Annotated in this window: 19 protein-coding genes and 1 tRNA gene; 13 read left to right on the forward strand and 7 right to left on the reverse strand. The window is 50.2% G+C overall.

The genetic code is table 11. The annotated features are described in order from the left end of the window. Positions 1-253: 253 nt before the first annotated feature. Positions 254-3,907: a sensor histidine kinase gene (locus IEV97_RS18395; RefSeq protein WP_229734030.1), complete on the forward strand. Its 3,654-nt coding sequence runs from the start codon at positions 254-256 to the stop codon at positions 3,905-3,907. Then, the gene (locus IEV97_RS18400) at positions 3,904-7,386 is read left to right on the forward strand and encodes a DUF8818 domain-containing protein (protein ID WP_188502958.1); all 3,483 of its coding nucleotides are present in this window, start codon (positions 3,904-3,906) and stop codon (positions 7,384-7,386) included. The genes IEV97_RS18395 and IEV97_RS18400 overlap by 4 nt, the downstream gene beginning before the upstream one ends. Here IEV97_RS18400 and IEV97_RS18405 read toward each other — a convergent pair. Together IEV97_RS18405 and IEV97_RS18410 are read right to left on the reverse strand one after the other, a co-directional pair. Beyond that, positions 7,383-8,120: a LytR/AlgR family response regulator transcription factor gene (locus IEV97_RS18405; protein WP_188502959.1), complete on the reverse strand. Its 738-nt coding sequence runs from the start codon at positions 8,118-8,120 to the stop codon at positions 7,383-7,385. The genes IEV97_RS18400 and IEV97_RS18405 overlap by 4 nt on opposite strands. Further along, positions 8,117-8,998 carry a sensor histidine kinase gene (locus IEV97_RS18410; protein WP_188502960.1) on the reverse strand — a complete coding sequence of 294 codons (882 nt, stop codon included), beginning with the start codon at positions 8,996-8,998 and terminating at the stop codon, positions 8,117-8,119. Before IEV97_RS18410 ends, IEV97_RS18405 begins: the two co-directional genes overlap by 4 nt. Before the next feature lie 381 nt (positions 8,999-9,379). Here IEV97_RS18410 and IEV97_RS18415 point away from each other — a divergent pair, with 381 nt between their 5' ends. The 3 genes from IEV97_RS18415 (at position 9,380) to IEV97_RS18425 (ending at position 11,897) form a co-directional block, all read left to right on the forward strand. Continuing rightward, complete coding sequence (locus IEV97_RS18415; protein ID WP_188502961.1) at positions 9,380-9,847, forward strand: hypothetical protein; 468 nt, start codon at positions 9,380-9,382, stop codon at positions 9,845-9,847. Between the two features lie 62 nt (positions 9,848-9,909). Continuing rightward, positions 9,910-11,025, forward strand: coding sequence for a hypothetical protein (locus tag IEV97_RS18420; RefSeq protein WP_188502962.1), 1,116 nt, complete (start codon positions 9,910-9,912; stop codon positions 11,023-11,025). An 80-nt stretch (positions 11,026-11,105) separates the two neighbouring features. Further along, complete coding sequence (locus IEV97_RS18425) at positions 11,106-11,897, forward strand: hypothetical protein (protein WP_188502963.1); 792 nt, start codon at positions 11,106-11,108, stop codon at positions 11,895-11,897. A gap of 147 nt (positions 11,898-12,044) precedes the next feature. On the opposite strand, the gene rfaD is transcribed toward IEV97_RS18425, so the two are convergent. Continuing rightward, the gene (rfaD, locus tag IEV97_RS18430; protein WP_188502964.1) at positions 12,045-13,010 is read right to left on the reverse strand and encodes an ADP-glyceromanno-heptose 6-epimerase; all 966 of its coding nucleotides are present in this window, start codon (positions 13,008-13,010) and stop codon (positions 12,045-12,047) included. A gap of 132 nt (positions 13,011-13,142) precedes the next feature. On the opposite strand from rfaD, the gene IEV97_RS18435 reads away from it, so the two are divergent. From IEV97_RS18435 to lpxB, 4 genes are all read left to right on the forward strand, one after another. After that, a complete protein-coding gene (locus tag IEV97_RS18435) occupies positions 13,143-14,015 on the forward strand; it encodes an ABC transporter substrate-binding protein (protein ID WP_229734031.1) in 873 nt (290 codons plus the stop codon). Beyond that, positions 14,012-15,019: a FecCD family ABC transporter permease gene (locus IEV97_RS18440; protein WP_188502966.1), complete on the forward strand. Its 1,008-nt coding sequence runs from the start codon at positions 14,012-14,014 to the stop codon at positions 15,017-15,019. Before IEV97_RS18435 ends, IEV97_RS18440 begins: the two co-directional genes overlap by 4 nt. Continuing rightward, a complete protein-coding gene (locus tag IEV97_RS18445; RefSeq protein WP_076670122.1) occupies positions 15,020-15,436 on the forward strand; it encodes a 6-pyruvoyl trahydropterin synthase family protein in 417 nt (138 codons plus the stop codon). 84 nt (positions 15,437-15,520) lie between these two features. Then, positions 15,521-16,639, forward strand: a complete 1,119-nt coding sequence (gene lpxB, locus IEV97_RS18450; RefSeq protein WP_188502967.1) for a lipid-A-disaccharide synthase — start codon at positions 15,521-15,523, stop codon at positions 16,637-16,639. An 88-nt stretch (positions 16,640-16,727) separates the two neighbouring features. On the opposite strand, the gene clpX is transcribed toward lpxB, so the two are convergent. The 4 genes from clpX to IEV97_RS18470 form a co-directional block, all read right to left on the reverse strand. Next, a complete protein-coding gene (gene clpX, locus IEV97_RS18455; RefSeq protein ID WP_116542706.1) occupies positions 16,728-17,951 on the reverse strand; it encodes an ATP-dependent Clp protease ATP-binding subunit ClpX in 1,224 nt (407 codons plus the stop codon). Between the two features lie 363 nt (positions 17,952-18,314). After that, a complete protein-coding gene (locus IEV97_RS18460) occupies positions 18,315-19,013 on the reverse strand; it encodes a ClpP family protease (RefSeq protein ID WP_255594129.1) in 699 nt (232 codons plus the stop codon). Between the two features lie 88 nt (positions 19,014-19,101). Beyond that, entirely contained in the window at positions 19,102-20,421 is a 1,320-nt protein-coding gene (tig, locus tag IEV97_RS18465; protein WP_188502968.1) for a trigger factor, read from the reverse strand. 77 nt (positions 20,422-20,498) lie between these two features. Then, positions 20,499-20,580, reverse strand: a tRNA-Leu gene (locus tag IEV97_RS18470). 297 nt (positions 20,581-20,877) lie between these two features. Between IEV97_RS18470 and IEV97_RS18475 the strand changes: the two genes are divergently transcribed. The 4 genes from IEV97_RS18475 to IEV97_RS18490 are packed head-to-tail and all read left to right on the forward strand — an operon-like array spanning position 20,878 to position 25,222. Beyond that, positions 20,878-23,073 (forward strand): RelA/SpoT family protein, encoded by a 2,196-nt coding sequence (locus IEV97_RS18475; RefSeq protein ID WP_188502969.1) that lies wholly within the window; start codon positions 20,878-20,880, stop codon positions 23,071-23,073. A gap of 35 nt (positions 23,074-23,108) precedes the next feature. Then, positions 23,109-23,609, forward strand: coding sequence for a Fur family transcriptional regulator (locus IEV97_RS18480; protein WP_188502970.1), 501 nt, complete (start codon positions 23,109-23,111; stop codon positions 23,607-23,609). Then, positions 23,581-23,931, forward strand: coding sequence for an STAS domain-containing protein (locus tag IEV97_RS18485; RefSeq protein ID WP_188502971.1), 351 nt, complete (start codon positions 23,581-23,583; stop codon positions 23,929-23,931). Before IEV97_RS18480 ends, IEV97_RS18485 begins: the two co-directional genes overlap by 29 nt. A gap of 7 nt (positions 23,932-23,938) precedes the next feature. Next, positions 23,939-25,222, forward strand: coding sequence for an adenylosuccinate synthase (locus IEV97_RS18490; RefSeq protein ID WP_188502972.1), 1,284 nt, complete (start codon positions 23,939-23,941; stop codon positions 25,220-25,222). Positions 25,223-25,610 lie beyond the last annotated feature (388 nt).

Below are 25,610 nucleotides of genomic sequence, written 5' to 3' on the forward strand. Positions count from 1 at the left end.
TGCAGGCAGCTACCCTGTAGGTGGTCCTTTTTTTAATGAATTGGTGATTTCTGGAGTGAAATTTGATCCGGAATTGCTACGGAATGCGCACGTATTCCCGAATTAAATGTGGCTATAGGTCATCGCTAGCATTTTAGCCGCCTATAAGTCATGCTCTTATAGCACGAATTGCTTAAATTCGTGGGTAATCCATACTGCTTTGAACCGGAATATTGCGCCAATAATCTTATTTGCCCTTGCTGCGCTGTGCTTTATGGCGACAGCTTTTTTGCATTACAGGGTGCCGGTTTCCTGGTTGGAGGCCGAAAGAGCGCAGACCCAACAGCACATATCCCAGCGGGTACAGGCGCTGTTGTCAGATGCAGAGCAGGAAGCCAATCGCGTGGGCGAGCAACTGCAAAAAGATGAGATAAGTTTTTCGAAGCTGCTATCTAAAACGCATTACCCCACTTTTGTATACAAGAATGGCCGCCTGGTGTTCTGGTCTGACCATACGGTTATACCCGACCTGGATCTGCCACCAACAGCCCGCTCCATCTCGACCATCCGGAACAGTTACGGCACTTTTGTCGTCATGCCGCATCGCGTCAGCGATTATCAAATTTTCACTTACATACCCCTGCAGGTAGACTACGGTAATACCCAGGATTACCTGTCGTCAGGTTTGCAGCAAAGTATTTTCGGGAAGGCGGATGTGCGGCTGGTGCTCGACAATCCGGGGCGATTGCCGCAGGTAAAGACCAGTGCGGGGGATTTTCTTTTCGCAGTCGATCATGGGTCAGGGAGAATTGATGCCGGTTTTGACAACCTGCAGCTTATGCTGCTCATCCTGGGGACCCTCTTCTTTATCTGGTTCAGCATTTCGCTAAGCAGGTTTTTTTTAAAACGCCAGCGCTATACGGAGGGCATTGTGTTACTGCTGGCCTTGCTTTTAGGTTTTCGGTTCGCGCTTTTATTTCTCAACCTCCCGTTTCTGATCGTGGAGACGGAACTGTTTGATCCACGCCTCTATGCGGCCTCCTTCTGGTCTCCCTCGGTAGGGGATCTGGCACTCAATGTGTTGCTCCTCGTTACAGTAGCCTGGGCTGCTTACTACCTGTTTCACAAAAACGAAGTTCTTACCACCATTAAAGCCTACTCTCCGAAAAAGAGCATGCTTGCGATCGGGATTGCCATGCTCGCCTTCTTTGGGCTGCTGGCCATTTTGTTCCGCTTTTACTATGGTATCTACCACAACTCACCGCTGGCACTCGACATCAACCAGTCTATTGAACTGGAGCGGTACAAGCTGGTGATGTACAGCCTGATGTTTCTGCATACCGTGGCCCTGAGCCTTTTTGCCTACATGCTGGCATCGGTCGTGAATGTGCTGTTACGAAAATCAAATGGCTGGTGGCCATACAAGGTATTACTAGGTATAGCAGTTGTACTGACCGTGTTGGCGCTGGTGTTCAATATGCGCTGGGTACCCGTGATCCTGATCGGTACCGTTTTCTGGGCGGTCGTTCTGCTGGCAGCGCAGCATCGGCAGGCGATTAGCTTGCCCTACCGTACCTACCTTTTTTTCTTTTTGATCATCGCCGTCAGCAGCTTGACGGGTGCTGCCTCGCTTTACACGCACTTCCAAAGTGAGTTATTGGCTTATAAGCAAAAGTTTGCATTCGACCTGATGCAGGGCAACGACGTGCTGGCTGAGTATCTGCTGGAAGAGGACGTAGCAGTTCGCGTTTCAGAGGACGTGCTGATTCAAACGAAGATGAAGGGGCCCTATGTGGATGCCTTTTTTATCAAGCGGAAAATATCCCGCCAGTTTTTGCCGGACTATTTTGATAAGTATGAAGCCAATATTTTGCTGTTTGACAGCCAGGGGCGTACGCTGGAGAGTGCTGATACCACGGCTGCCACACTGGATGAACTGCGGATAAAGTACGCCACGGCTCGCAACAAGACAGAGTACGAGAACCTATACCTGGTAAACGACCCGGCGCGACCGCATACCCGTTTTTATTTAAAACTGATCGAAGTGCCCCTGGGTACGCAGCTGTATGGCACCATTGTGCTGCAGTTGAGTCTGAAGGAATTGCTCCCAAACAGCCTGGTACCGGAGCTACTGGCCGGGCAGCAGCACCAGCAGCCTTTTCGGGCTGATATTCTGAGTTACGGGATCTATGAAAATGGCAGGCTGACTTATAGCGAGGGGGAGTTCGACTATGCTACTAATTTCGATCGCAAAGAGTTGGAGCGGGGCGAGCTATACCGGCAGGGAGCCACCGAAGAGGGATTTCACCATTTGGGCGTAAAGACCGATTCAGGGCCGACTGTGATCATCACGACCAGTAAGTACGGAGCCCGTGAAGTGCTCTCTAATTTTTCGTTCTTGTTTCTGTTCTTCACCGCCTGCCTGATTGTGGTGGCCTTGCTGTATATTTTACTCAACCGGGAGCGACTGCGTGATTTTCAACCGAACTTCAGTACCAAGATTCAGCTTTTCCTGAATTTCGGTATCCTGCTGCCCCTGATGCTGGTAAGCATCGTAACGGCCAGTCTGGTGACCGGCTCTTACAAGAAAGACCTGCTTTCGTCTTACGAAAAGAAGGGGGAGGCCATACAGGATCATCTGAGCAGGCCGACCACCCTTGAAGTAATGCCGGACCGCAACCGCTTGCTTCGCCGTGTGGCTTCCATTGCGGCTTTGTCTGAGGCCGATGTCAGTTTGTATGATCGTAACGGGCGGCTGCTGGTCACCAGCCAACCGCTCATTTTTGAGTCGGGACTGCTCTCTAAATTGGTCAACCCAAATGCCTTTGCGGCCATTTCAGAGCGGCAGGCCTTGCGGGTACTGCTCGACGAACACGCCGGGAATCTGAGCTTCAATGCCCTATACCTGCCGCTGCGCCCCGACAACGACCCCGAAAAGCTGATCGGCTTTATCGGTATCCCATTCTTCGACTCGGAGCGACAGCTGGACCTGAAGCTGATCGAACTGATCACGACCACCATGAATATCTTCACGGTCATGTTCATCGTGTTCATTATCCTGACATTCTTCGCCTCCAGAGCCCTGACGGTGCCGCTGCGTATGCTGGCCGATAAGTTGAAGCATACCTCCCTGACAGGCAAAAACGAGATGCTGGCGTATGAAGGGGCCGATGAGATCGGGATGCTGGTGAACGAGTATAACCGCATGCTGCTGACACTGGAGCAGAACAAGGTAGAACTGGCGATGCGCGAGAAGGAGGCCGCCTGGCGCGAAATGGCCAGGCAAGTGGCGCACGAGATCAAAAATCCGCTTACCCCGATGAAGCTTTCGCTGCAGTACCTCCAGAAGGCCATTGCGGAAAAGAACCCGAACACGGAGCAGATGATCAACAAGATCTCGCATACGCTGATTACCCAGATCAACATCCTGAGCGATATCGCCACCTCGTTCTCTAACTTCACCTCCATGCCCGAGCCGAAAGCCGAGCTGATGGACTTGGGGGCCGCCCTGCACAAAGCCGCTGACCTACACACTAATCCGGCCTCTGTGAAAACCAAGCTGCGCATACCGGAGGAGCCCGTGATGGTGATGGCTGACGAGGCGCTGCTGGTACGCACCTTCAATAACCTGCTGCTGAATGCCATACAGGCGGTGCCTGCTGATCGGAAGCCCGTGATCAGGATAGACCTGAAGGTGAATGGGAATAACGAGGCGCTTGTATCGATTGCCGATAATGGCAGCGGTATACCTGTCGAAATTCAGCACAAAGTATTTATACCTAACTTCAGTACCAAGTACACGGGCTCAGGTATAGGATTGGCTGTTGCCAAAAAAGGAATTGAAAACGCGGGTGGTCGCATCTGGTTTGTGACAGAAGAAGGGGAGGGAACGACGTTTTACATTTCTTTACCGCTGGCCACCACATGATCCGGTGTTTGGTTACCGGTATCCTGCTATTGCTGTTGAGCCTGCCTTCGCTAGCCCAGGCTCCCGTAAATAACCGGCACTGCAAGTGGCTATACCTGACTGACTACCCCCAGCAACTTGACACGCTGACCATCGATGTCAGCACCGTCACGTTCGTTGGTCCAAACAAAGACAAGATCAAGTTTGACTACAACTACTATACCCACGAGTTCAGGCTAACTGAGTTCCCGGCGCCCACTTACCAGATCATGGATACGCTCGGAACCATGGTGCCTATACCTGACTCGGTGCTGGTGTGCTACAGAACCCTGCCGCTGAGCCTGGCCAAGCCTGCTTTCCGCCGCGACATCCTGAAACTGGACCGCAGCGGTTCGCCGAAAGAGTTGTATCAGGAGGACTTTGCCCAGCGAGAAGAGATATTCAAGACTCCCGGCCTGAACAAAACGGGAAGCATTTCGCGCGGTATATCCTTTGGCAACACACAGAACGTGTTTGTAAACTCTGCCCTGAACCTGCAACTCGACGGAAAACTGACCGAAGACATCGACATTACAGCGGCAATCACGGACCAGAACATACCTTTCCAGCCGGAAGGAAATACACAGCAGCTGAACGAGTTTGACCGGGTGTACATGACCCTCAAGCACAAACAGTGGCAGTTGTCGGCAGGGGATGTGGTGCTGCGCAGCAAGCCGTCCTACTTCATGCAGTTTTACAAAAACGTGCAGGGCGGCGCTTTTGAAACTACCTTCGGCAAATCACCGGAAAAACTGGGCACCACCACAGTGGCAGCCTCAGTGTCGAAAGGCAAGTTTGCCTCCCAGGCGGTGGAGGCATTGGAAGGCGTGCAGGGACCTTACCGATTGCGTGGGCCCAATAACGAGCGATTCATCATCGTGCTGGCCAACTCGGAGCGTGTCTTTTTGGATGGCCGCCTCCTGACCCGTGGCTTCGACTTCGATTATGTAATCGATTACAACCAGGCCGAAATCACCTTCACGACCCGCCACGTCATCACGAAGAACTCCCGTATTCGGGTGGACTTTGAGTACTCCGACCTCAACTACAGCCGCAGCATTTACCACGCCAGCCATTACCAGCAACTGGGCAAAGTGCAGGTATACGCCAACTACTACAACGAATCGGACAACCCCAACAACCTGCTGCATCTTGACCTGCGTGACGAAGACAAACGCCTGCTGGCAGGTATAGGCGATAGCCTGGACCTAGCCGTGGTTCCGGGAGCGACGCAGGTGCCTTTTGACCCGGCGCAGGTACTCTATGCTTTGCGCGACACACTGGTGAACGGTATACCTGAGCAGGTTTATGTTTTCTCCAGCAATCCAGACTCGGCGATCTATAATGTGCGGTTCTCGGAGGTGGGTGCAAACCGGGGAAACTATGTGGTGGCCAATACTGCGGTGAATGGCAGGGTGTATCGCTGGGTGGCGCCTGTCAATGGCGTGCCGCAGGGCAACTTTGCGCCTGTGCGGATACTGCCCACGCCGCGCAAAAAGCAGCTGATCACGCTGGGGGGTAACTATGAACTGAAAAAAGGGGTGAACTTCTTCCTGGAAGGTGCAGCTTCGCAGAATGACCTGAACCGCTTCTCCCGCCTCGATGCGCAGGATGACAACGGAGCTGCTATGCGGGTGGGCTACGCCGTACAGGATCGGCAAATTTCTTTCCTGGGCAAGTACCGCCTCAACAGTACGCTCAACTACGAATACACCGCTGTCAATTTTGAACCCATCGACCGTTACAGGCCCATAGAGTTTGACCGCGACTGGAGTCTGGAAAACTCGAATCAGAAAGCCGAGGACCATATTTTTCACTTTTCGGTAGGAGCTGTGCGGGATCCGCAGAACCTGGTCAACTACCGCATCAGCCGTCGCTACCGGCACCAGCAGGTGGATGGTACGCAGCACCAGGTGGATCTGAACCGTGCGTTTGGCAAACTGGAATTGCGCAACAGTTTTTTCATGCTGAACAGCGAGCAGGCGACCCGCGAGTCGGAATGGTACAGGGGTGACGTGGGCGCCAGGTATAGACTCGGCAAAATAGAGCCCGGCTACGTGTATCGATTCGACAAGAACAAGCTCACCGCCCTCGGCACCGATTCGGTGACGGGCTCCGCCATGTATTTTGACGAGCATGTGTTTTTTGTAGAGAGTCCGGATACCGCCAAAACCCGTTTTCGGGTAGATTACAGTTACCGCACCGACCTGCGCCCGACGACGCAGGGAGAGATGGGGGCGCCGGAAGTAGGCCAGACCTACAACGCCATGCTCCAGCGCAAGTATGGCCGCGACAGCGACATCGCATTGCAGGCCACTTACAGAAATCTGGAGTTCGAACAGGGGAAGGATGAGGAAACCGTGCAGTCGCGCATTGACTGGAATACTTCTTTTCTGGATGGCAGTTTCCGTTCCGAGATGAGCTACTCGGTGGGTACCGGCCGTGAACTGAAGCGCATCTTCGTTTTCCGGGAAACCATGCCGGGACAGGGCACGCACTACCTTCGCGACGAGGGCAACCCCAACGACCTGAACGATTACCTCGAGGCTCAGACAGTGGACCAGCGACGTTTCATCAAAGTGTTTTTGCCGACGGACGAGTATATCAACGCCTATACCAATCGCTTTACCTACCGCCTGAACAGCAACGTGCCCCGAAGCTGGCGTAGCGCCGAAGGCTTCAAGGGTTTTATGGCCAAGTTCTCAGCCCTGAGTTTTGTGAGCATCGACAAAAAGACAACGGATGATGAGGTGATGAACCGCTTTAACCCATTCAGTGAAGATTTTGAGGACGAGTTTCTGATCTCGCTGGTGAAATCGTTACGCAATACGTTCTACTTTAACCGCAGCAACCCGAAATATGGCCTGGAGTATACGGTGCAGCAAAACCAGCAGAAGTCGCTACTGGCAAACGGCACCGAAACCCGCAGCGTGGGCAATCATCAAATCATGGCCCGTTTGAATCTGAATGAGGTGCTGAGTTCTAAAATTAGCCTGGCTCAGAACGTTCGCGATAACCGCTCCAATTTCCTGAGCTCGAAAAACTTCAGCATCGTATCAAATGAGCTTACCCCCGAGCTGGCTTATCAGCCCAATGTCAAGCTGCGTTTCACAGGCACCTACCAACTGGCCCTGCGCGAGGACAAGCTCTCACCCGCCGATGCCGAGCAACAGGCTACTTTTCATGAACTGGGCTTGGAGACCAAACTGAGCCAGGTGAGTAAACGCACCGTATCAGGGCTTATAAAATGGGTGAATATTGAGTTTGACGGTGATATGAACTCCTATGTGGGGTATGAGATTCTGAATGCCCTGCGCCCCGGCAACAACCTGACCTGGTCTTTCAACGTGCAGCAGCGCCTGAGCAACGGCCTCAACATTTCCCTGAACTACGACGGCCGCAAAGCCAACAGTGTAGGCGCGGTGCACACGGGGCGCACGCAGGTGTCGGTGTTGTTCTAATTAACTCGCTTGCTTTTAAGCAGTTTGGCACTGATCAGATCCAGCAGCGCCGTTCTATAGCTCGAGCCCATCGGTACTGTGCTTCCGGTACTCAGCACGATCAGGTTTCCTTCTACTGTCTTGACTTTGGGCAAGTGCACGATGAAAGATTTGTGTACCCTGGCGAAGTCCGCGGAAGGCAGATGCTCTTCTACCTCCTTCATGCTCAGGTAAGTAGTTAGTTTTTCGGTGGCGGTTTGGATGCGCACATAGTTTTGCATCGCTTCCACATAGCTTATCTCTTCGAAGTTCACCCGCACAAACTTGCCCTTCACATCCGTTTTGATGAAGAAGTAGCCGTCGCTCTGTTCCACGGCAGGTATAGCTTGCCTAGGCTGCAGACTTTCCTTTACCTTGGATACAGCCTTAAGGAAGCGCTCGTAGGAGATAGGCTTGAGCAAAAAGTCAACCGCATTCTTTTCGAAGGCCTGGTAGGCGTAGTCCGGGTAGGCGGTGGTGAAAACAACCGTGGTGCGGCTGTTGATCAGGCCGTCTAGGTCCACGCCTGAGAGTTGGGGCATGTCTACATCCAGGAATGTGATATCGGCTTTCAGCTGCCTTGAAGCAATGGCGTCGAGGGCGAGCAGCGGATTTTCCTCGGCTCCTATCAGTTGCAGGCCGGGTGTGTTCTGTATATACCTTGACAACACCTCCAGCGCATGGCGCTCATCGTCTACTACATAGCATGTGATCATGTCAGCTTTATTTTAAGGTGCACGGCATGTCGTTGTTCATCCTCTTCTATTGTCAGACTATACTCCTCTTCATCATAAAACTCTCCCAGGCGGGTCTTCGCGTTTTGTATACCGATGCCATACCCCCGGCCGCCGTGGTGCTTGCGCTTTTTATTGTTGGTGCTGAAGTGTAGCTGATCCTGATGATGTGAAACGGAAATGCAGGCAGCCTGTGTTGGGTCGGTGAGGTCGCCGTGCTTAAAGGTGTTCTCCACAAAAGTGAGCAGGAGCAGCGGCGGAATCCTGCCCTGTAGCCTGCCGCTGCACTTCATTTGCAGATGAAGCGGATAGCTGAAGCGCAGTTGGTTAAGGGCAATGTATTTTTCGATGTGCTCCACTTCATGCTGCAGGTCGGTTTTGCCGTCTTCGTGTACCCGCTGCAAGGCATAGTGCATCACCTCCGAAAGCAGCAGCACGCCTTCTGAAGCCTTGGGCGAAACGTCCTGCACCGAATTATAGATAAAGTTAAGCGTGTTGAAAAGCAGGTGAGGGCTGATCTGGGCTTGCAGCAGGGCATTTTGGGAGCGGATCAACCCTTTCTCGAGCTCGGCTTTTTCCCGTTCGGCCTGCACACTGGCCAATTTCATCTGGTTGATTCGCCTCTGGTCTTTGACGGTCTGGCGAACGAACCAATAGGCGGTGCTAAAACTCATAAAATAGACACAGCGCCAGGTAGCACGCAGATACCAAATCTTGTCAGGCGTGAAGTCGCGTGGTACCTCGCGGAATGGGTTGATCAGCTTCTCTATACCTAACTGCAGGAGAATATAGACGGCAATCATGGCAGGGACCAAGGCCAGCAATAGCAGCAGCTTGTTATACCTGAGCGTATGGTGCAAAACAACATGAGCAAAAAAATAAAACAAGCTGATATTTAAGGTATACCAGATAATCCACTCCCAAAGTGCAGTGATATTGGGGTTAATGAGTGTGACGAGTGAGACTTCATAGAAAATGAAGGCGGCCCAGGCCAGAACATGAAACAAGATGTGGCGATATGTTGCCCTGTTAAGCATCCCTAAAACAACGCATTCCTTCGCTAACTCGCAACACCATTCGTCTACAGCAAAAGTCAGTTCGTGTAATATATTTCAATCCTGCTATATTAATTTATATATTAGTAAAGAAGGTGTTAGAGGGAGCCTGATCATCTCGTAGGGTTTAGCTCTCATACCTAACCCGCGTTTGTACTTATAAGGCCTCCTGACGAAAACATACACATGAAAAAGCTACTACTCGTTTTACTTATTTTGCCCCTATTTACCGCCTGTAAGAAAGAGGATGTAACAGAGCCCTTGCCGCAGTTTCATTTCATCAATTTCGTAGATGCTTCCGGCGAAAATGTGTTTGCAAATAGCAAGATCGATACTGCTGAGTTCTTTTATATGTTTGGGCAGACCAGCATCCCGTGGGAAGGTATGATGGAGGACAAAGATTATATCATCTCCCAATCGTCGACCCTGCATAGAGGCGCGGCTACACAAGTTTCGGAAAGGAATCCTTTTCTATTGTTGGAGAATTTCCAGGGAAACCGGGAGCGTACTTTTGTCATAAACGGCCAAACCCATCACTTTAGATTTTCACCGCTACTGGATGGTTTCTTTCAGAATGGGGAAAAGCTGACCGCAACAACTGAAGTGCTAGAGGAAGGGAAGCTGTACCTGCACCACATCGTTATCCTGCATTAACCTGCCATACCTTCACAGACAATCCAATCATTTAGTAAATCCTGTTTTTAAATGCCCTACCCATGAAACAGCTTATCACCATCAAGCATCTCTTGCCAGTACTCTGCTTATCCCTGCTGTTTTCTTCCTGTAAAAAAGAGCTGGACGAAGTAGAGGTTGACCCAATAGTCGCCTGGGAGGTGCATGATAAGTTTTTATACAGCCAACGCTACATTGCCAACTTGTATGGTGCAAATGACAAACTACTTGTGCTGGGGATGAACCTTTTCTCTACTATTACGCTGGAGGCGGGGCAGGAAGATGTAAAGCATTACATGCATCCGTTCAACAATGTGTCGCATAACAAGCACCCGATCAGCTCCAGAATATTTGGTGGAACTAATGGTCGCTTTCTGTACTTCAAAAGTGTAAATAATCCTGTAACCAGCGGATCCGGAATTCTGCTTGATATAGGCGATATTGACCCGCAGTTCAGAGATTTCCGGTTAGTGCTATCGAACTCGAGCGAAAGTTTTGCTATTTCAGAAAATCATGTGGCCCTGGTACCCTATACCTACCTCAATGAGCAAACTGGAAGGCATAGCTTAAGGTACTTATTGGTTAAGTTAGCGGTTGAGCCAAATTATTTTGAGGATGACAAAATCGTGCTTAAAGAAACCCGTATTCTGACGCCGGCAGAGGAGGGAGGGTATGTGCGGTACATGCGGTCGCATCAGGGCAATTTTTTTGTGGGCACAGACTGGGGCTTCTACAGGATTACGGAAAACGGAGAGATTCATTTTCAGATGCCCGATCAGGTGGCCTTCACTTCTTTTGAGCATAAAGGCGAACTCTACACCATGGCCAGGCATGGGAGAAAACAAAATCATAGTTTATTCCGGTCCATGTCGGACCATGGCTGGTCGCTGGACGCTCAGCTTGGCAATACAGCAGAGTGGTTGTCCTACCATGCCATCAGCAATGAAATATTGCTGGCTAGTTACAATAGCCAGATCTTCGAAGTGGAGCCAGGTATAGACAAACTGAATGTGAGAGAGCTGGACAATACGGGTTTGGAGGGGCATGCTATCACCTCCATCGCGATGATTGGCGACAAGGTATACATTGGCACGCAGTCAGGTATGTTCAGCAAAGCAGCGGAGCATTTGCTTACTTACAAAGAGGAAGAAAAGAAGTAACCATTTAAACCTTACAAACAACAAAGACCCGCCTCTACAACCATAAGTAGGGACTTGCTATACTTGTCGAACAACTGATCATGCGAATTACATTATTAGCAGTAATAATCGGCAGTCTTTTCATAAGCTCCTGCTCAAAAAAAGAGGCACCAGAACCGCTATTACCGAAGGTTATGAGTGTCAATGGCCACTACTTAATCGACAAGGAAGAACATAGACTACGCCCTGTAGTCGGAGGGACCGCTCATTTTGATTACGATGGTGAACGAGTAACAAAGAGGCGCGGAGGATATATAACAATCTCTTCTGCTGGAGGCCCTTCAGGATTTTATACCACAGATATTTATGACACGCTTCAGTATCACTCCGCTAACAGGATTACCATCACGACAAGGGAAAGAATCAAAGACGTGGATATTTTCTCAACTGATTTCAAAAGAGAGATTACTCTGGAAAATGGGCTTGTAGCGAGAAAAATCACATACGACGAGAGTACGCCTCATCAATATTCAGATACTATTTATTATCATTATGATTCCCAAAAGAAACTGAAGAAGACAGTACAGTACTATAGGTGGAACATAATAACCAAGGAGTACCTTTTCGATAGCATGGGCAACCTGCAAAAAATAGAGGGCACTGCAAGGTATAGGGATGATAACTCCATTTCCTATACGACGGAAGAACAATTTGGCGGCTACGATGATAAAACAAATCCTTTAAAAGGACTGGGCATGTGGCAAGACCTCTTCTACAGAACTCTATCCACGAATAATTTCACAACCTATACCTTCAAAAGAGGAAGTAATATAGAAGGGCTCAGTTGGGTCTTACAATACGATGCAGAAGGCAATGTAGATTTCTCAATATAAAAACTTTACCAACCAAGCCCAGAGGTAATGCTCCGGTTGTGCCTGGCATGCCTTACTCGTGATTCCGTTCCTACAAAAAGCACCAAGGCCCCGCCTATGAAATCATAAGCGGGGCCTTGCTATACCTGCCAAACAGGAGATTACTGATTAATAATATTTCCCTTCCATCAGGTAGTTCTGCACATAGTCCTTCACGCCTTCCTCTAAGGTATAGAACTCGCGGTTGTAACCGATAGAGCGGAGTTTACTCATGTTCGCTTCTGTGAAGTACTGATAGTTGTCGCGCAAGTTTTCCGGAGTATCCATAAAGTCGATGTTAGGCTCTACACCCATGGCATCGAATGTGTTGAGGGCCAGCGCCATAAAAGTGCGAGCCTTTCCAGATCCCAGGTTATAGATGCCGGAATTTTTGCGATGCTGCATCAGGAACATGCATACCTCTACCACATCCTTCACATACACGAAGTCACGCATCTGCTCGCCGTCAGCATAGTCGGGGTTGTGGGAGCGAAACAGCTTCATACTGCCTTTTTCCTTGATCTGGTTATAGGCATGAAAAATAACGGAAGCCATCTTGCCTTTGTGGTACTCGTTCGGGCCGTATACATTGAAGAACTTCAGGCCAGCCCAAAAGAAAGGCTTTGCCGTTTGCTCCAGCGCCCACTTGTCGAAGTCGTTTTTGGAGTCGCCGTATGGGTTGAGTGGTTGCAGCAACGGGATGGTGGCTTCTTCGTCGTCGTAGCCCAGCGTGCCGGAGCCGTAAGTAGCGGCCGAGGAGGCGTATACCAGCGGGATCTGGTACTCGCAGCAGGCGTTCCATACCTGCTTGGAGTAGTTCAGGTTGAGCAGGTCGAACACATCCTTGTTGAATTCGGTGGTGTCGGTGCGGGCTCCCAGGTGGAAGATGAACTCTACTTCTTCGTAGTTATCGTCCAGCCATGCAAAGAAACTATCACGGTCTACATACTCCTTTATCTTTTTCCCTTTCAGGTTTCCTTCTTTTTTGGCGACGGAGAAATTGTCCACCACCACGATATCATTAAAGTTAGCTGCATTGAGCCTGCTCACAAGGCAACTCGCGATAAAGCCGGCAGCACCAGTTACAACGATCATATTTCAGTTTTATAGGCTGTAAAGTAATATTGCGCTAAATTTACGAAAATAAACGGAGCCGAGACGCACATCGCTTTTTGCTCCTTCCATCAGAAACCGATCTATACCTTGTATCCATACCTGAACAAGTTCTTGATAGTATGCCTGCTGCTCTTCTGCTGTGCCTGCGGCTCCGGAAAAGAAGAACAGGTAGGGGAGGAACTGGTGCTGCAGGACGGCCTGGGGCGTACGGTAAAGTTAAATGGACAGCCGGAGCGGGTGATGGCCTTTGCCTCCTCCATGACCGAAATGCTCTTCGCCATTTGCGAAACAGCTTCCATCGTTGGCCGCACCCCCCAATGCGATTACCCGGCAGCCGTGTACAGCAAACCTGTGGTGAGCAACTATCCCGTTGATTTTGAGCAGGTGCTGGCCCTGAAGCCTGACCTGGTTTTCACTGTGGAAGGTATAACTCCCCTCGATATGGCCGCCCGACTGGAAGAGCTGGGTATACCCGTGTACTACCAGAAATACCGCAGCGTAGAGGACATTCTGAAAGGTATAGAAGACATCGGACGCATCATGGGCCGCGAGCAGCAGGCAAACCACCTCGCCGACTCACTGCGCCAACAGGTGCAGGAGATCGAGCGCAGGTATAGCGGACAGGCAAAGCAGCAGCGCGTGCTGGCTATTACCTGGAGCGACCCCATCTACGTGTATGGCCAGAACACCATCCTGACAGACCAGCTGCGTATACTCGGGGCACAAAACGCAGTGCAGGAAGTCTTTGATCAGCCCTACCCGGCGCTTACCCGCGAGTACATACTCAAACTGAACCCGGATGTGCTGTTAGGCGGAAGTATAGAGCGATTGGAGCGGGAGTTCTTCAGCCTGTACCCGGAGCTTCGCAAGATTGCCGCTTACCAGAATAAGCGCATCTACCAACCCACCGGCAACCTCATCGAACGGCCCAGCCCACGGGTTGTCGAGTCAATCCGTGAACTTGAAAGCTTCCTATACCCATGAGTAACGCCTTATACTTTACGGGGGCAATCCTGCTGATCCTGGTGACGCTGGTGCTTGGGCTGCAGGTAGGTACTTTCGAAGTGGATCTGACTACCATCTGGCAGGCCGTTTTCCACTACGATCCTGATAATACAACCCATTTCGCGATCACGCACTTACGTTTGCCCAGGCTTCTGCTGGCTTTGGTGGTAGGGGCCTCGCTGGCTTTTTGCGGCTACCTTATGCAGGCTATGGTCAACAACGGACTGGCCGACCCCTACCTGCTGGGAACTGCCTCCGGCGCGTCTTTGGGTGCTGTGATCGTGTTCTTTGGCTTTATCGAAGTGTCGATCGGAGGCTTTTACATGCCGCCTGTGTTTGCACTAATAGGAGCCTTTGTGGTGACGTTGGTGGTGGTGGTGCTCGGCTACCGGAAGCGGCAGCTTATACCTGCGCAACTGCTACTGGCAGGCATAGCCATCAGTTCGCTGGTGACGGCCATGGTCGGGCTGCTCACCTTCCTGTCCGACTCCGAAGGAAAACTCAAGTCCGTGATTTTCTGGTCGATGGGCAGCTTCGAGCGGGCCAGTTGGTCGCTGTTGCCATACCCCGCTACTGCACTGCTTGCCGCGCTACTGCTCTTTGTTTTCCTGCAAAAGCAGCTCAATATCTTGCTGCTTGGCGCCGACCGGGCGCAGGCACTGGGCGTGAATGTGGCGCAAACCCGCTGGGCCATTCTGGGCACTGTTTCAGTGGTAACAGGCTTTGCAGTGGCTACCTCCGGGCCCATTGGCTTTGTGGGCCTGATCATTCCGCACGTCACCCGCGGGCTGATGGGCGCGACAGGCAGGAGCAACCTGCTTTTCTGCGCTTTTGTGGGCGGTCTGTTCATGCTCCTCTGCGATCTGTTGTCCCGTCTTTTATATCCGCCGGCCGGGTTGCCAATTGGAATCATTACATCGTTCTTTGGTGTTCCTTTCTTCGTATATTTGCTGTCCCAAAAGAATTATAAGTTTAGCAGTTAAATGATTTACGTAAGCAGATTAGAGCATTTCAATGCAGCCCATAAGCTGCACAACCCGAACTGGTCGTTGGCAAAGAATAAGGAGGTGTTCGGACCATGTGCGAATACCAACTGGCATGGGCACAATTATGAGCTGATCGTGACCGTAAAAGGGAAGCCGGACCCGGACACCGGTTTTGTGATTGACCTTAAGAAGCTGAGCACGCTCATCCGCAAAAACATCATCGAGAAGGTGGACCATAAAAACCTGAACCTCGATGTAGCTTTCATGGAAGACAAACTGGCCAGCACCGAGAACCTGGTAGTGGAGTTCTGGAAAATTCTGGAGCCCAAAATCGCTGAAATTTCCCAGGCCAGGCTGCACAGCCTCAAATTATATGAAACCCCACGCAACTACGTGGAGTATTTTGGCGAATAAGCAATTATAGCTATCTGGCTATACCTTTTCCATTGCTTTCTTCGTTCCTGTCCTATCGGGCAGCCTCAAACGCATACACATTACATGAAATATTACATTATAGCCGGCGAACGCTCAGGCGATCTGCACGCTTCTAACCTTATCAAGCAGCTACGGAAACAAGATCCGGAGGCTGAAATCAGGGGCTGGGGAGGCGACATGATGCAGGAGGCCGGTATGCACCTGGTCAAACATTACCAGGAAATGGCCTTTATGGGCTTTGCGGAGGCTGCCGTCAATTTTTTTAAGATTCTGGGCTTTTTGCGTGAGTGCAAAGAGGATATCACGGCCTTCAAGCCGGATGTGATCATCCTGGTCGATTATGCCGGTTTCAACATGCGGATCGCCAAGTTCGCAAAAGAAAACGGTCTCAAAGTTTTCTATTATATCTCGCCCAAGATATGGGCCTGGAACCAGGGCCGCGTGCACAAGATCAAGCGCCTCGTCGACCGCATGTTCGTCATCATGCCGTTTGAGGAGGAATTCTATGGCCGCTTCGATTACAAAGTAGACTACATCGGCAACCCGGTGGCAGACTCGGTGAACGACCACGTGGTGGCGTCTGATTTCAGAGTTCGAAACCATATTCAGAACAACAAGCCCATCATTGCGCTGCTACCCGGTTCCCGTAAGCAGGAGATCGAAAACATGCTGGAAGTAATGCTGAGTGTGCTGCCTTCCTTCCGCGATTATCAGTTTGTTGTGGCTGGCGTTTCGAACTTCTCAAAAGAGTATTACGAGCAGTACAACAAAGACCCGAACATCAAGATCGTGTACGACCAGACCTACGACCTGCTGTCGCACGCAAAAGCAGCTCTTGTGACTTCGGGTACCGCTACGCTCGAGACGGCGCTGTTTGATGTGCCGCAGGTTGTATGCTATAAGACCAGCGCTATCTCCTATGCCATTGGCAAGCGTGTGATCAAGGTGCCCTACATCTCGCTTGTGAACCTGATTGCCGATAAGCCAGTCGTAACAGAGTTAATTCAAGAGGATTTCACCGCCAAAAAGATTGTGGCTGAACTGAAGAACATCCTGTTTGATAAGTATGCCATGCAGAAGCAGCAGGAGGGCTATGCGCTCGTCAAGAAAAAGATAGGGGAGCACCGCACTGCCGAGCGTGCCGCCGAACTGATGGTAGGCTATCTGAAAGACAAAGTATAAAAGCAGGTCATTTTTGACAGCTATACCTAAAAAGAGAGGGCCTCAGCTAAATCCAGCTGAGGCCCTCTCTTTTTATTGTCTTTATACCTTAGGCAACACGCAGCTGCTTCAGGGGAGATTTGTCAAATTTATCGCGGGCGTACTCACCCGTAATCACCAGTTCTTTGGCGCCTTCCTCAGACGGCAGCTCAAACATGGCATCCGTCATAATGCCTTCGCAGATGGAGCGCAAGCCACGGGCACCAAGCTTATACTCTGCCGCTTTCTCTACAATGTAGTCCAGCGCGTCGTCATCAAAGCTCAGGCTGATGTTCTCCATCTCGAACAGGCGCTTGTACTGCTTCACAATCGAGTTCTTAGGCTCGAGCAGGATCAGTCGAAGGGTATCCTTGTCAAGTGGGTTCAGGTGCGTTAGCACTGGCAGGCGACCGATCAGCTCAGGTATAAGTCCGAAGTTTTTCAGATCCTGGGCAGTCAGGTAACGCAGGAAATTCTCTTTTTCTTCTTCATCGTCCTGCTTGGATTTTGAGAAACCAATTGGACGGGTGTTCAGGCGGTTTTTGATCAGGCGGTCTATACCTACAAAGGCACCACCGCAAATGAACAGGATGTTCTCCGTATTCACCGTGATCATCTTCTGCTCCGGGTGCTTACGGCCACCTTGCGGCGGCACGTTCACGACCGTACCTTCGAGCAGTTTCAGAAGGGCCTGCTGCACGCCTTCGCCACTCACGTCGCGGGTAATAGAAGGGTTATCACTCTTACGGGCAATCTTGTCAATCTCGTCAATGTACACAATGCCACGCTCTGCAGACTCTACATTATAGTCTGCTGCCTGCAGCAAACGGGTCAGAATGCTTTCCACGTCTTCGCCCACATAGCCAGCTTCGGTCAGTACTGTGGCGTCGGCAATACAGAAGGGTACCTGCAGAATACCGGCCATCATACGTGCCAGGTAGGTCTTGCCTGTACCTGTTTCTCCTACCATGATGATGTTTGACTTCTCGATCACCACATCATCTTCGTTGGTGCGCTGCATCAAGCGCTTGTAGTGGTTGTATACCGCTACTGACATAACTTTCTTCGCCTCGTCCTGGCCTACCACAAATTGATCAAGGTATTCCTTCATCTGTCGCGGCTTCATCAGGTTGAATTTCGGCGTGCGGCTGTTGGCGCGTATCTTATTTTCCTCATTCAGGATTTGCTGTGCCTGTCCGATGCAACGATCGCAAATGTGCGCGTTGATTCCGGATATCATCACAGATACGTCTTTTTTGTTTTTGCCACAAAATGAGCAGGTAATTTCAGCCATAAAAAAGTTTGTTCAGAAGATTTTATTGGCCCTCTCGGGTGTAATTCAAAAGCAAAGGTACAAAATTGAAACCTTACTAAGGTAGTATTTTAATTCCTAAAATGTTGATATGGTTATAAAAAGTAACCATAAATTAAAAAATTGCTATTACTGTATCTTAATTTAAACGCTTGTCAGACAGTAATTTGCAAACTTTTACTATCCACATCCCCATGTTGATAAATTTTTAGGTATAGTTCTATTTTCAGGAATTGTATCATAATGGTGCAATTCTTTCTTGCTAAAGAAAATAGCAGAGCCCATACCTGCATACAGGATGGGCTCTGCTATTTTACTCACAGGACATTGCAGTCCGGATGGGACTTAGTCTTTCTTGCGGTGCAATACTTCGTCGATCAGACCGTACTCTTTCGCCTCTTCCGCTTTCATCCAGTAGTCGCGGTCGGAGTTGTCATATACCTCCTGGTAAGATTTGCCAGAGTGCTCAGCCAAAATCTCATAAAGCTCTTTCTTCAGCTTCAGGATCTCGCGGGCTGTAATCTCGATATCGGAGGCCTGACCCTGCGCACCACCCATCGGCTGGTGAATCATAACGCGGGCGTGCGGCAAAGCAGAGCGCTTGTTTTTGGCGCCACCGGCCAGCAGCACCGCACCCATGGAGGCTGCCAGACCAGTACAGATCGTCGCGACATCCGGGTTCACATACTGCATGGTGTCGTAGATGCCGAGGCCGGCGTATACGGAGCCACCCGGGCTGTTGATGTACAGCAAAATGTCCTTCTTGGCATCAGCTGACTCCAGGAACAGCAACTGGGCCGTAATAATGTTGGCAATAAAATCGTCTACCTGTGTGCCCAGGAAAATAATGCGGTCCATGATCAGGCGTGAGAACACGTCGATCTCACGGAAGTTGGTCGGGCGTTCTTCAATTACAGAGCGTGTCATGCTCTCAATCGTGTGCATGGCCCGGCCTTCTACATGACTAATATATTGATCTACGCCCAGGCCACTCATGCCTTGGCCCTTTACGGCAAATTTCCGGAACTCGTCTTTGTTAAACATCATCTTGTTTAGATTTACGGTTTGGTCAAAAATAAAAAAGTCCTTTAAATAATAAAGGACTTTTTAGGTTAAATATTATTAATCGTTATTACGATAGGTTCTTGAAGTCCTCAGTAGAGATTGTCTTCTCTACAACAGTCATCTTTTCTTTTAGTTTAGCGAGCACCTTCTCGGCCAGCAGTTGCTCGTACTCATTGATATAATTACGGCCATTGTCCTGCTGCAGATACTGGTTAGCATAGTTATTCATGCTCTCTACCAGTTCCTCCGGAACCTCTGGCATGTTGAACTGCGCCAACATCTTCTCTTTCGTGCTGCTCACCACTTCTTCGTTGGATACTTTCAGCTCGTTTTCTTCTACAACCTTGTTCTTGATCATAGACCACTTCAGCTCCTTCAGGTACTTGTCGAAGTTCTCCTCGATCTGCTCTGTGGTCAAACGGCCTTCGTTTGTTACCTGCAACCAGCGCTTGAAGAACTCAGTCGGAAGCTCTGCTTCTACGTTGTCCACCAGGGTGTCGATGATATTGCGGTATAGCAGGTTGTCTGCCTCACGCTCGTAGTTCTCCTTGATCGTCTCACGGATCTTGGCGTCAAACTCTTCTTCGGTCTTCACTTCGTCTTTGCCGAACAGCTTGTCAAACAGCTCCTGGTTCAGTTCAGCTGCTTCGGTGCGGTTGATTTTCTCTACCGTGAATTCAAACTCACCGTTCAGGTCGGCTACTACGTCTTTGCTCAGGCCGGTTACGTGGGCCAGTGCGCTGTTGTCATCACCAAATGCTTTACGAATATCGAAACGGATCGTGTCACCGGCTTTCACGCCCATGAACTGCTCTTTGCCTTCTACTACACGGCTTGTAGGGATAAGTGTCTTAGACTCGAACTCACCTTCTACCTGCTTCAGGTCACCGTAGATAAAGTCACCTTCTTCAGAAGTCTCTGGGTTTGTTGTTTTACCGAACTGGCGCTTCAGGTTTTCGTAAGCCTCGTCCACCGTCGTCTGGTCCAGCTCTACAGTGTACCCCTCTACGCTTTTGTCCAGCGGAAGGTTAAAGTCTGGCAGCAGACCAACGGCATACGTGAATTCAAAATCTTTCTGGTTGTCCCAGTCGATGTTCTCCTGGCTTGGCTCCGGAAGCGGCTCGCCCAGCAGTTTTACATCGTTGTCCTTGATATATTTAGAGATCTCCTCCTGAAGAAGCTTGTTGATCGCCTCCACCAGTATGCTCTTGCCATACATCTTCTTGATAAGTCCTGCAGGCACTTTACCAGGTCTGAAGCCTTTGATCTGGGCTTTCTTGCTGAATTCTTTTACTTGCTGGTCAACTTTAGTAGCATAGTCCGCCTCTTCCAGGACTACCTTCAGTTGTGCGTTAGTGCCGTCGGTTTGATTTAATGTAATATTCAAGGCTTACAAAAATTTTAGTGATGATACATCTAGTAAAAACAAACCCCCAACATGGGCTGTTGAGGGTTTCGTTTGTGTGCGGATGGAGGGACTCGAACCCCCATGCCTCGCAGCGCTAGATCCTAAGTCTAGTGCGTCTACCAATTTCGCCACATCCGCATGTGTGCTTGTTTGTAATGATGGTGCAAATTTACGAACGCTATCTTTAAATGCAAGAGTGAGCTCTAAAAAAAGCGAATATTTTTTATTCTCTTTCCCGGGCAGTGCAGCAATTCAGAGCTTAGTGATTCAGCATCAACAAATTGCACGATTCGGGTAGCATTGTGTGCATGAAAGCGGATATTCGTGTATATTTGAAACTTAAAACGCCTCTGCCTCACTTATACCTATAGATAGTAGCATAAGGATGGCTGCAGGCTTGCCCGGCCTGAGCACCCTATACTTTCCAGCTTTAGCATGAACATGATCGATCCAGAAGCAGAACGCAAAGAGATCCTTAGACACTACCGCAGATTACTTCGGCACGCCAAGCCTTTCCTGAAGGACAACGACGCCAAGATCATCAAAAAGGCTTTCAATACTTCTGTGGAGGCCCATAAAGACATGCGCCGCAAATCAGGAGAGCCTTACATTCTGCATCCGCTGGCTGTGGCGCAGATTGCGGTGGAGGAGATCGGGCTCGGTACTACTTCTATCGTAGCAGCCCTGCTGCACGACGTGGTGGAAGATACCGATATGGAGGTGGAGGAGGTCGAGCGTGAGTTCGGTACCAGCGTGGCGCGCATCATCGAAGGGTTGACGAAGATATCCGGCGTGTTCGACTATGGTACCTCGCAGCAGGCCGAGAACTTCCGCAAGATGCTGCTTACGCTGTCGGATGATGTGCGGGTGATCCTGATCAAACTGGCCGACCGCCTGCATAACATGCGTACGCTCGACAGCATGCCGCGCCACAAGCAGCTCAAGATCGCTTCCGAAACCATGTACCTGTACGCACCGCTGGCGCACCGCCTCGGGCTTTATGCGATTAAGTCGGAACTGGAAGACCTATACCTGAAGTACACCGATACCGATACCTACAAGGACATTTCGACCAAGATCCGGCAGACCCGCAGCGCCCGGGGGAAGTTCATCAAAGACTTCATCTCTCCGATTGAGGAGGAACTGCGTCGGCATGGCTTTAAATTCAACATCAAAGGTAGACCGAAGTCGATCTACTCCATCTTAAAGAAGATCAAGAAGCAGAACATCACGTTTGAAGAGATCTACGACCTGTTTGCCATACGCATCACGCTGGATGTGCCGCTCGAGCATGAAAAGGCGGCCTGCTGGCAGGTATACTCTATTATAACGGACTTCTACCAGCCCAACCCCGACCGCCTGCGCGACTGGGTGAACACACCCAAAGCCAATGGCTACGAGTCATTGCATACTACTGTAATGAGTAAATCCGGTCAGTGGGTGGAGGTGCAGATCCGGACCAAGCGGATGGACGAGATCGCAGAACGCGGCTACGCGGCCCATTGGAAATACAAGAGCGATGGGAGTGGGGGCGAGTCCGGCCTGGAAATGTGGATTAACAAGGTGCGCGACATGCTGGAAAACAATACAGCCAACGCACTGGAGTTCATGGACGAGTTCCGCAAGAACCTGTTTGTGGAGGAGGTGTTTGTCTTTACTCCTAAAGGGGAACTACTGATTCTACCAGACCGTGCCACTGCGCTTGACTTCGCGTTCGAGATTCACTCCGAAATTGGTCTGCACTGCCTCGGCGCCAAGGTGAACCAGAAACTGGTCCCGCTCAGCTTCCGGTTGCGCAACGGCGACCAGGTAGAAATCCTGACGTCGCAGAAGCAGAAACCGAACGAAGAATGGCTGGACTACGTCGTGACCTCCAAAGCCCGCTCCCGTATCAAGGAGTACCTGCGCGAAGACCGCAAAAATAAATCGGAGCAGGGCAAAGCGATGCTGGAGCGCCGCCTCGTATACCTGAAAGTGCCCGAAACGCAGGGAAATCTGAATAAGCTGATGGCCTTCTTTAACGTGCCAACGGTGCAGGACCTGCACTACCGCATCGCCACTGGTCACATCGATATCAAGAACATCAAGGAGGTGATCTTTTCTGCGCAGGCAGAGCGGGGATCTTCCATGCTCGAGCCTAAGTCCTTTGACCGGGAAGTGCAGAAGATACGCGGGGTGACTTCCGATATGCTCGTGATTGGGGAGAACACCTCGAACATGAATTATAAGGTGGCCGCATGCTGCAATCCTATACCTGGCGACGAAGTGTTTGGCTTTGAGACAGAGGAGGACGGCATCGAGATACACCGCACCACCTGCAAGAAAGGTATAGAACTGATGTCCAACTATGGCAACCGCATTATCAAGGCCAAGTGGACGGATCAGAAGGAGCTGGCTTTCCTGGCAGGTATACGCATCAAGGGAACCGACCGCGTTGGTCTGGTTAACGACCTGACCCGCATTATTTCAAACAGCTTGCGGGTAAACATGCGCTCGATCACAATAGATTCGCATGATGGAATCTTTGAGGGGAACATTATGGTTTTTGTTAATGACACCGGCCACCTGGATAAGCTGATCCAGCGCATGGGCAAGGTGACGGGCGTGCTGACAGTCGAACGATTCGACTAAGTCGCCACACCTATTATATATAAGAGCGAAAAGACATGGTAACAGACCTGCAGAATAGAATAGAGCAAGTAAAGAAAATTTTCACGGCATACCTGGAGAGCAAGGGGCTTCGCAAGACGCCGGAGCGCTACGCCATCCTGGAAGAGATCTACTCCCGTTCCGGTCACTTTGATGTGGAGTCGCTCTACATCAGCATGAAAAACAAGAACTACCGCGTGAGCCGGGCCACGGTGTACAATACCCTGGACCTGTTAGTGGAGAACGACCTGGTGAGCAAGCACCAGTTTGGACGCAACCTGGCGCAGTACGAGAAATCATACGGCTACCGGCAGCACGACCACGTGATCTGCACGGAGTGCCACAAGGTGGTGGAGTTTTGCGACCCGCGCATCCATAATATACAGACCATGGTGGGGGACCTTCTAAATTTTCATATCTTGCACCATTCCCTTAATCTTTACGGGGTATGCGGCGATTGCCGCGCCAAAAAAGCAACAGAACTACAGCATGAAGTATCAGACAGAGCTAAAGGATGATGTCCTGTTCATCAGACTGGAGGGTGACCTGGTTGCAGGGCCGGATACCCAGCAACTGATGAACGTTGCCGAAGAGCAAGTGGAAAACAAAGTGATGCTGTGCGCGGTGGACCTTTCTAATGTCCGCTTCATGGACAGCAGTGGCATGGGTGTGCTTGTTTCGCTTCTTACAAAGTTTCGGAACAGGGGAGGAGAGCTGGTTTTGATCAAGCCATCCGATCATATCCGTAAACTTTTGATCGTTACGAAGCTGAATGCCATTTTTACCATCGCAGAAAATGATAACTTCGCAGCGCAATTCTTAAAGGAATCAATTTACTAACTCATCAATGGCAGTTGACATACTTATAGGTCTGCAGTGGGGCGACGAAGGCAAAGGCAAAATCGTCGACGTACTGGCTCCTACCTATGACATTGTGGCCCGTTTCCAGGGAGGCCCTAATGCAGGACACACACTCGAATTTGAAGGCACCAAGCATGTGCTTCACCAGATCCCTTCCGGTATATTTCACCCGCATATTCAGAATATCATTGGCAATGGCGTTGTGCTAGACCCAATCGTGTTCCGCATCGAGATGCAGAAACTACAGGATCGCGGTGTAGATGCCTCCCAAAATCTGTTTATTTCTAAAAAAGCCTCTCTCATCTTACCATCCCATAAAGTGCTGGACAGAGTTTCGGAAGAAGCGCTGGGCACAGGGAAGATCGGTTCTACACTGAAAGGTATAGGTCCGACTTACCAGGATAAGATCGGCAGAGTGGGACTTCGCATCGGCGATATTTTGGCAGAGGATTTCCAGGACCGCTATAATAAGCTGGTAGACCGTCACCGCAAAACGGTGGAGTTCTATGGCCAGACCCTGGATCTTGGTGAGCAAGAGCAGATCTTCTTTGAAGCAGTAGAATACTTGCGAACGCTCAAGTTGGTCGACAGCGAGTATATGATCAACGATGCCCTGAAGAATGGCAAGCGTGTATTGGCTGAAGGAGCGCAAGGTTCATTACTGGACGTTGACTTTGGCACATACCCATTTGTTACGTCCTCCACCACGCTGGTAGCAGGTGCCTGCACAGGGCTTGGGGTAGCGCCACGTTACATAGGCGAGGTATACGGCATCTTTAAAGCATACTGCACAAGAGTCGGTAGCGGACCTTTCCCTACAGAATTATTGGATGAGGTGGGTGATCAGATCAGAAAAGCTGGAAATGAGTTTGGCTCTACTACCGGACGTCCGCGTCGCTGTGGCTGGGTAGACCTCCCAACCCTGAAGTATTCCATTATGCTTAATGGCGTGACGCAACTTAATATGATGAAAGCCGATGTGCTGACAGAGTTCGACACCATCAAGGTATGCACACATTATAAGCTCGCATCCGGCGAAATAACGGATCGATTGCCGCACTCTTTGGATACAGAGACCATGGAGCCGATCTATGAAGAACTCCCAGGCTGGAAAGTAGACCTGAATCAGATTGATACAGTAGAAGCATTACCGGAGGCCTTCAATAACTATATGACTTTCCTGGAGCAGCAACTAGAGGTGCCTATTACTATTGCATCAGTGGGTCCTGATCGCAAAAGCACATTAAGAAGAGAAAAGGTGGGCGTGTAGCTGACCAGGAGATTCTATAATAGAAAGGCTTTACTCTAATAGGGTAAAGCCTTTTTCATTTAATGATTGAAAAGAACCGGTGTAAAGGCGATAAAGTTGTGCCTAAATGAAGAAATTTAAAATTGTCAGGAGGGGATTTTGAAAAATTAAGCAATACGGAACTTCAGAGGTATGGAAAGATGTTGGCTCTAAGCTGTGGCTGCACAAGAATAGACTCTGATGGAAAGAAGGGTGCATTAAAACGTTAACTGCACCTTTATAGAAAGCAATTTCCAGAAGGTGAGGTCAGGAAAGCAAAAACTGCCAAAAAATTTCAAAACTATTCTCAGTGCCCCACAGGCAGTTAGGCGGAACCTGCCGGAAACGGAGGGGAAAGTTAACACAGGGT

Source organism: Pontibacter amylolyticus (assembly GCF_014638845.1).
Classification (GTDB): Bacteria; Bacteroidota; Bacteroidia; order Cytophagales; family Hymenobacteraceae; genus Pontibacter; species Pontibacter amylolyticus.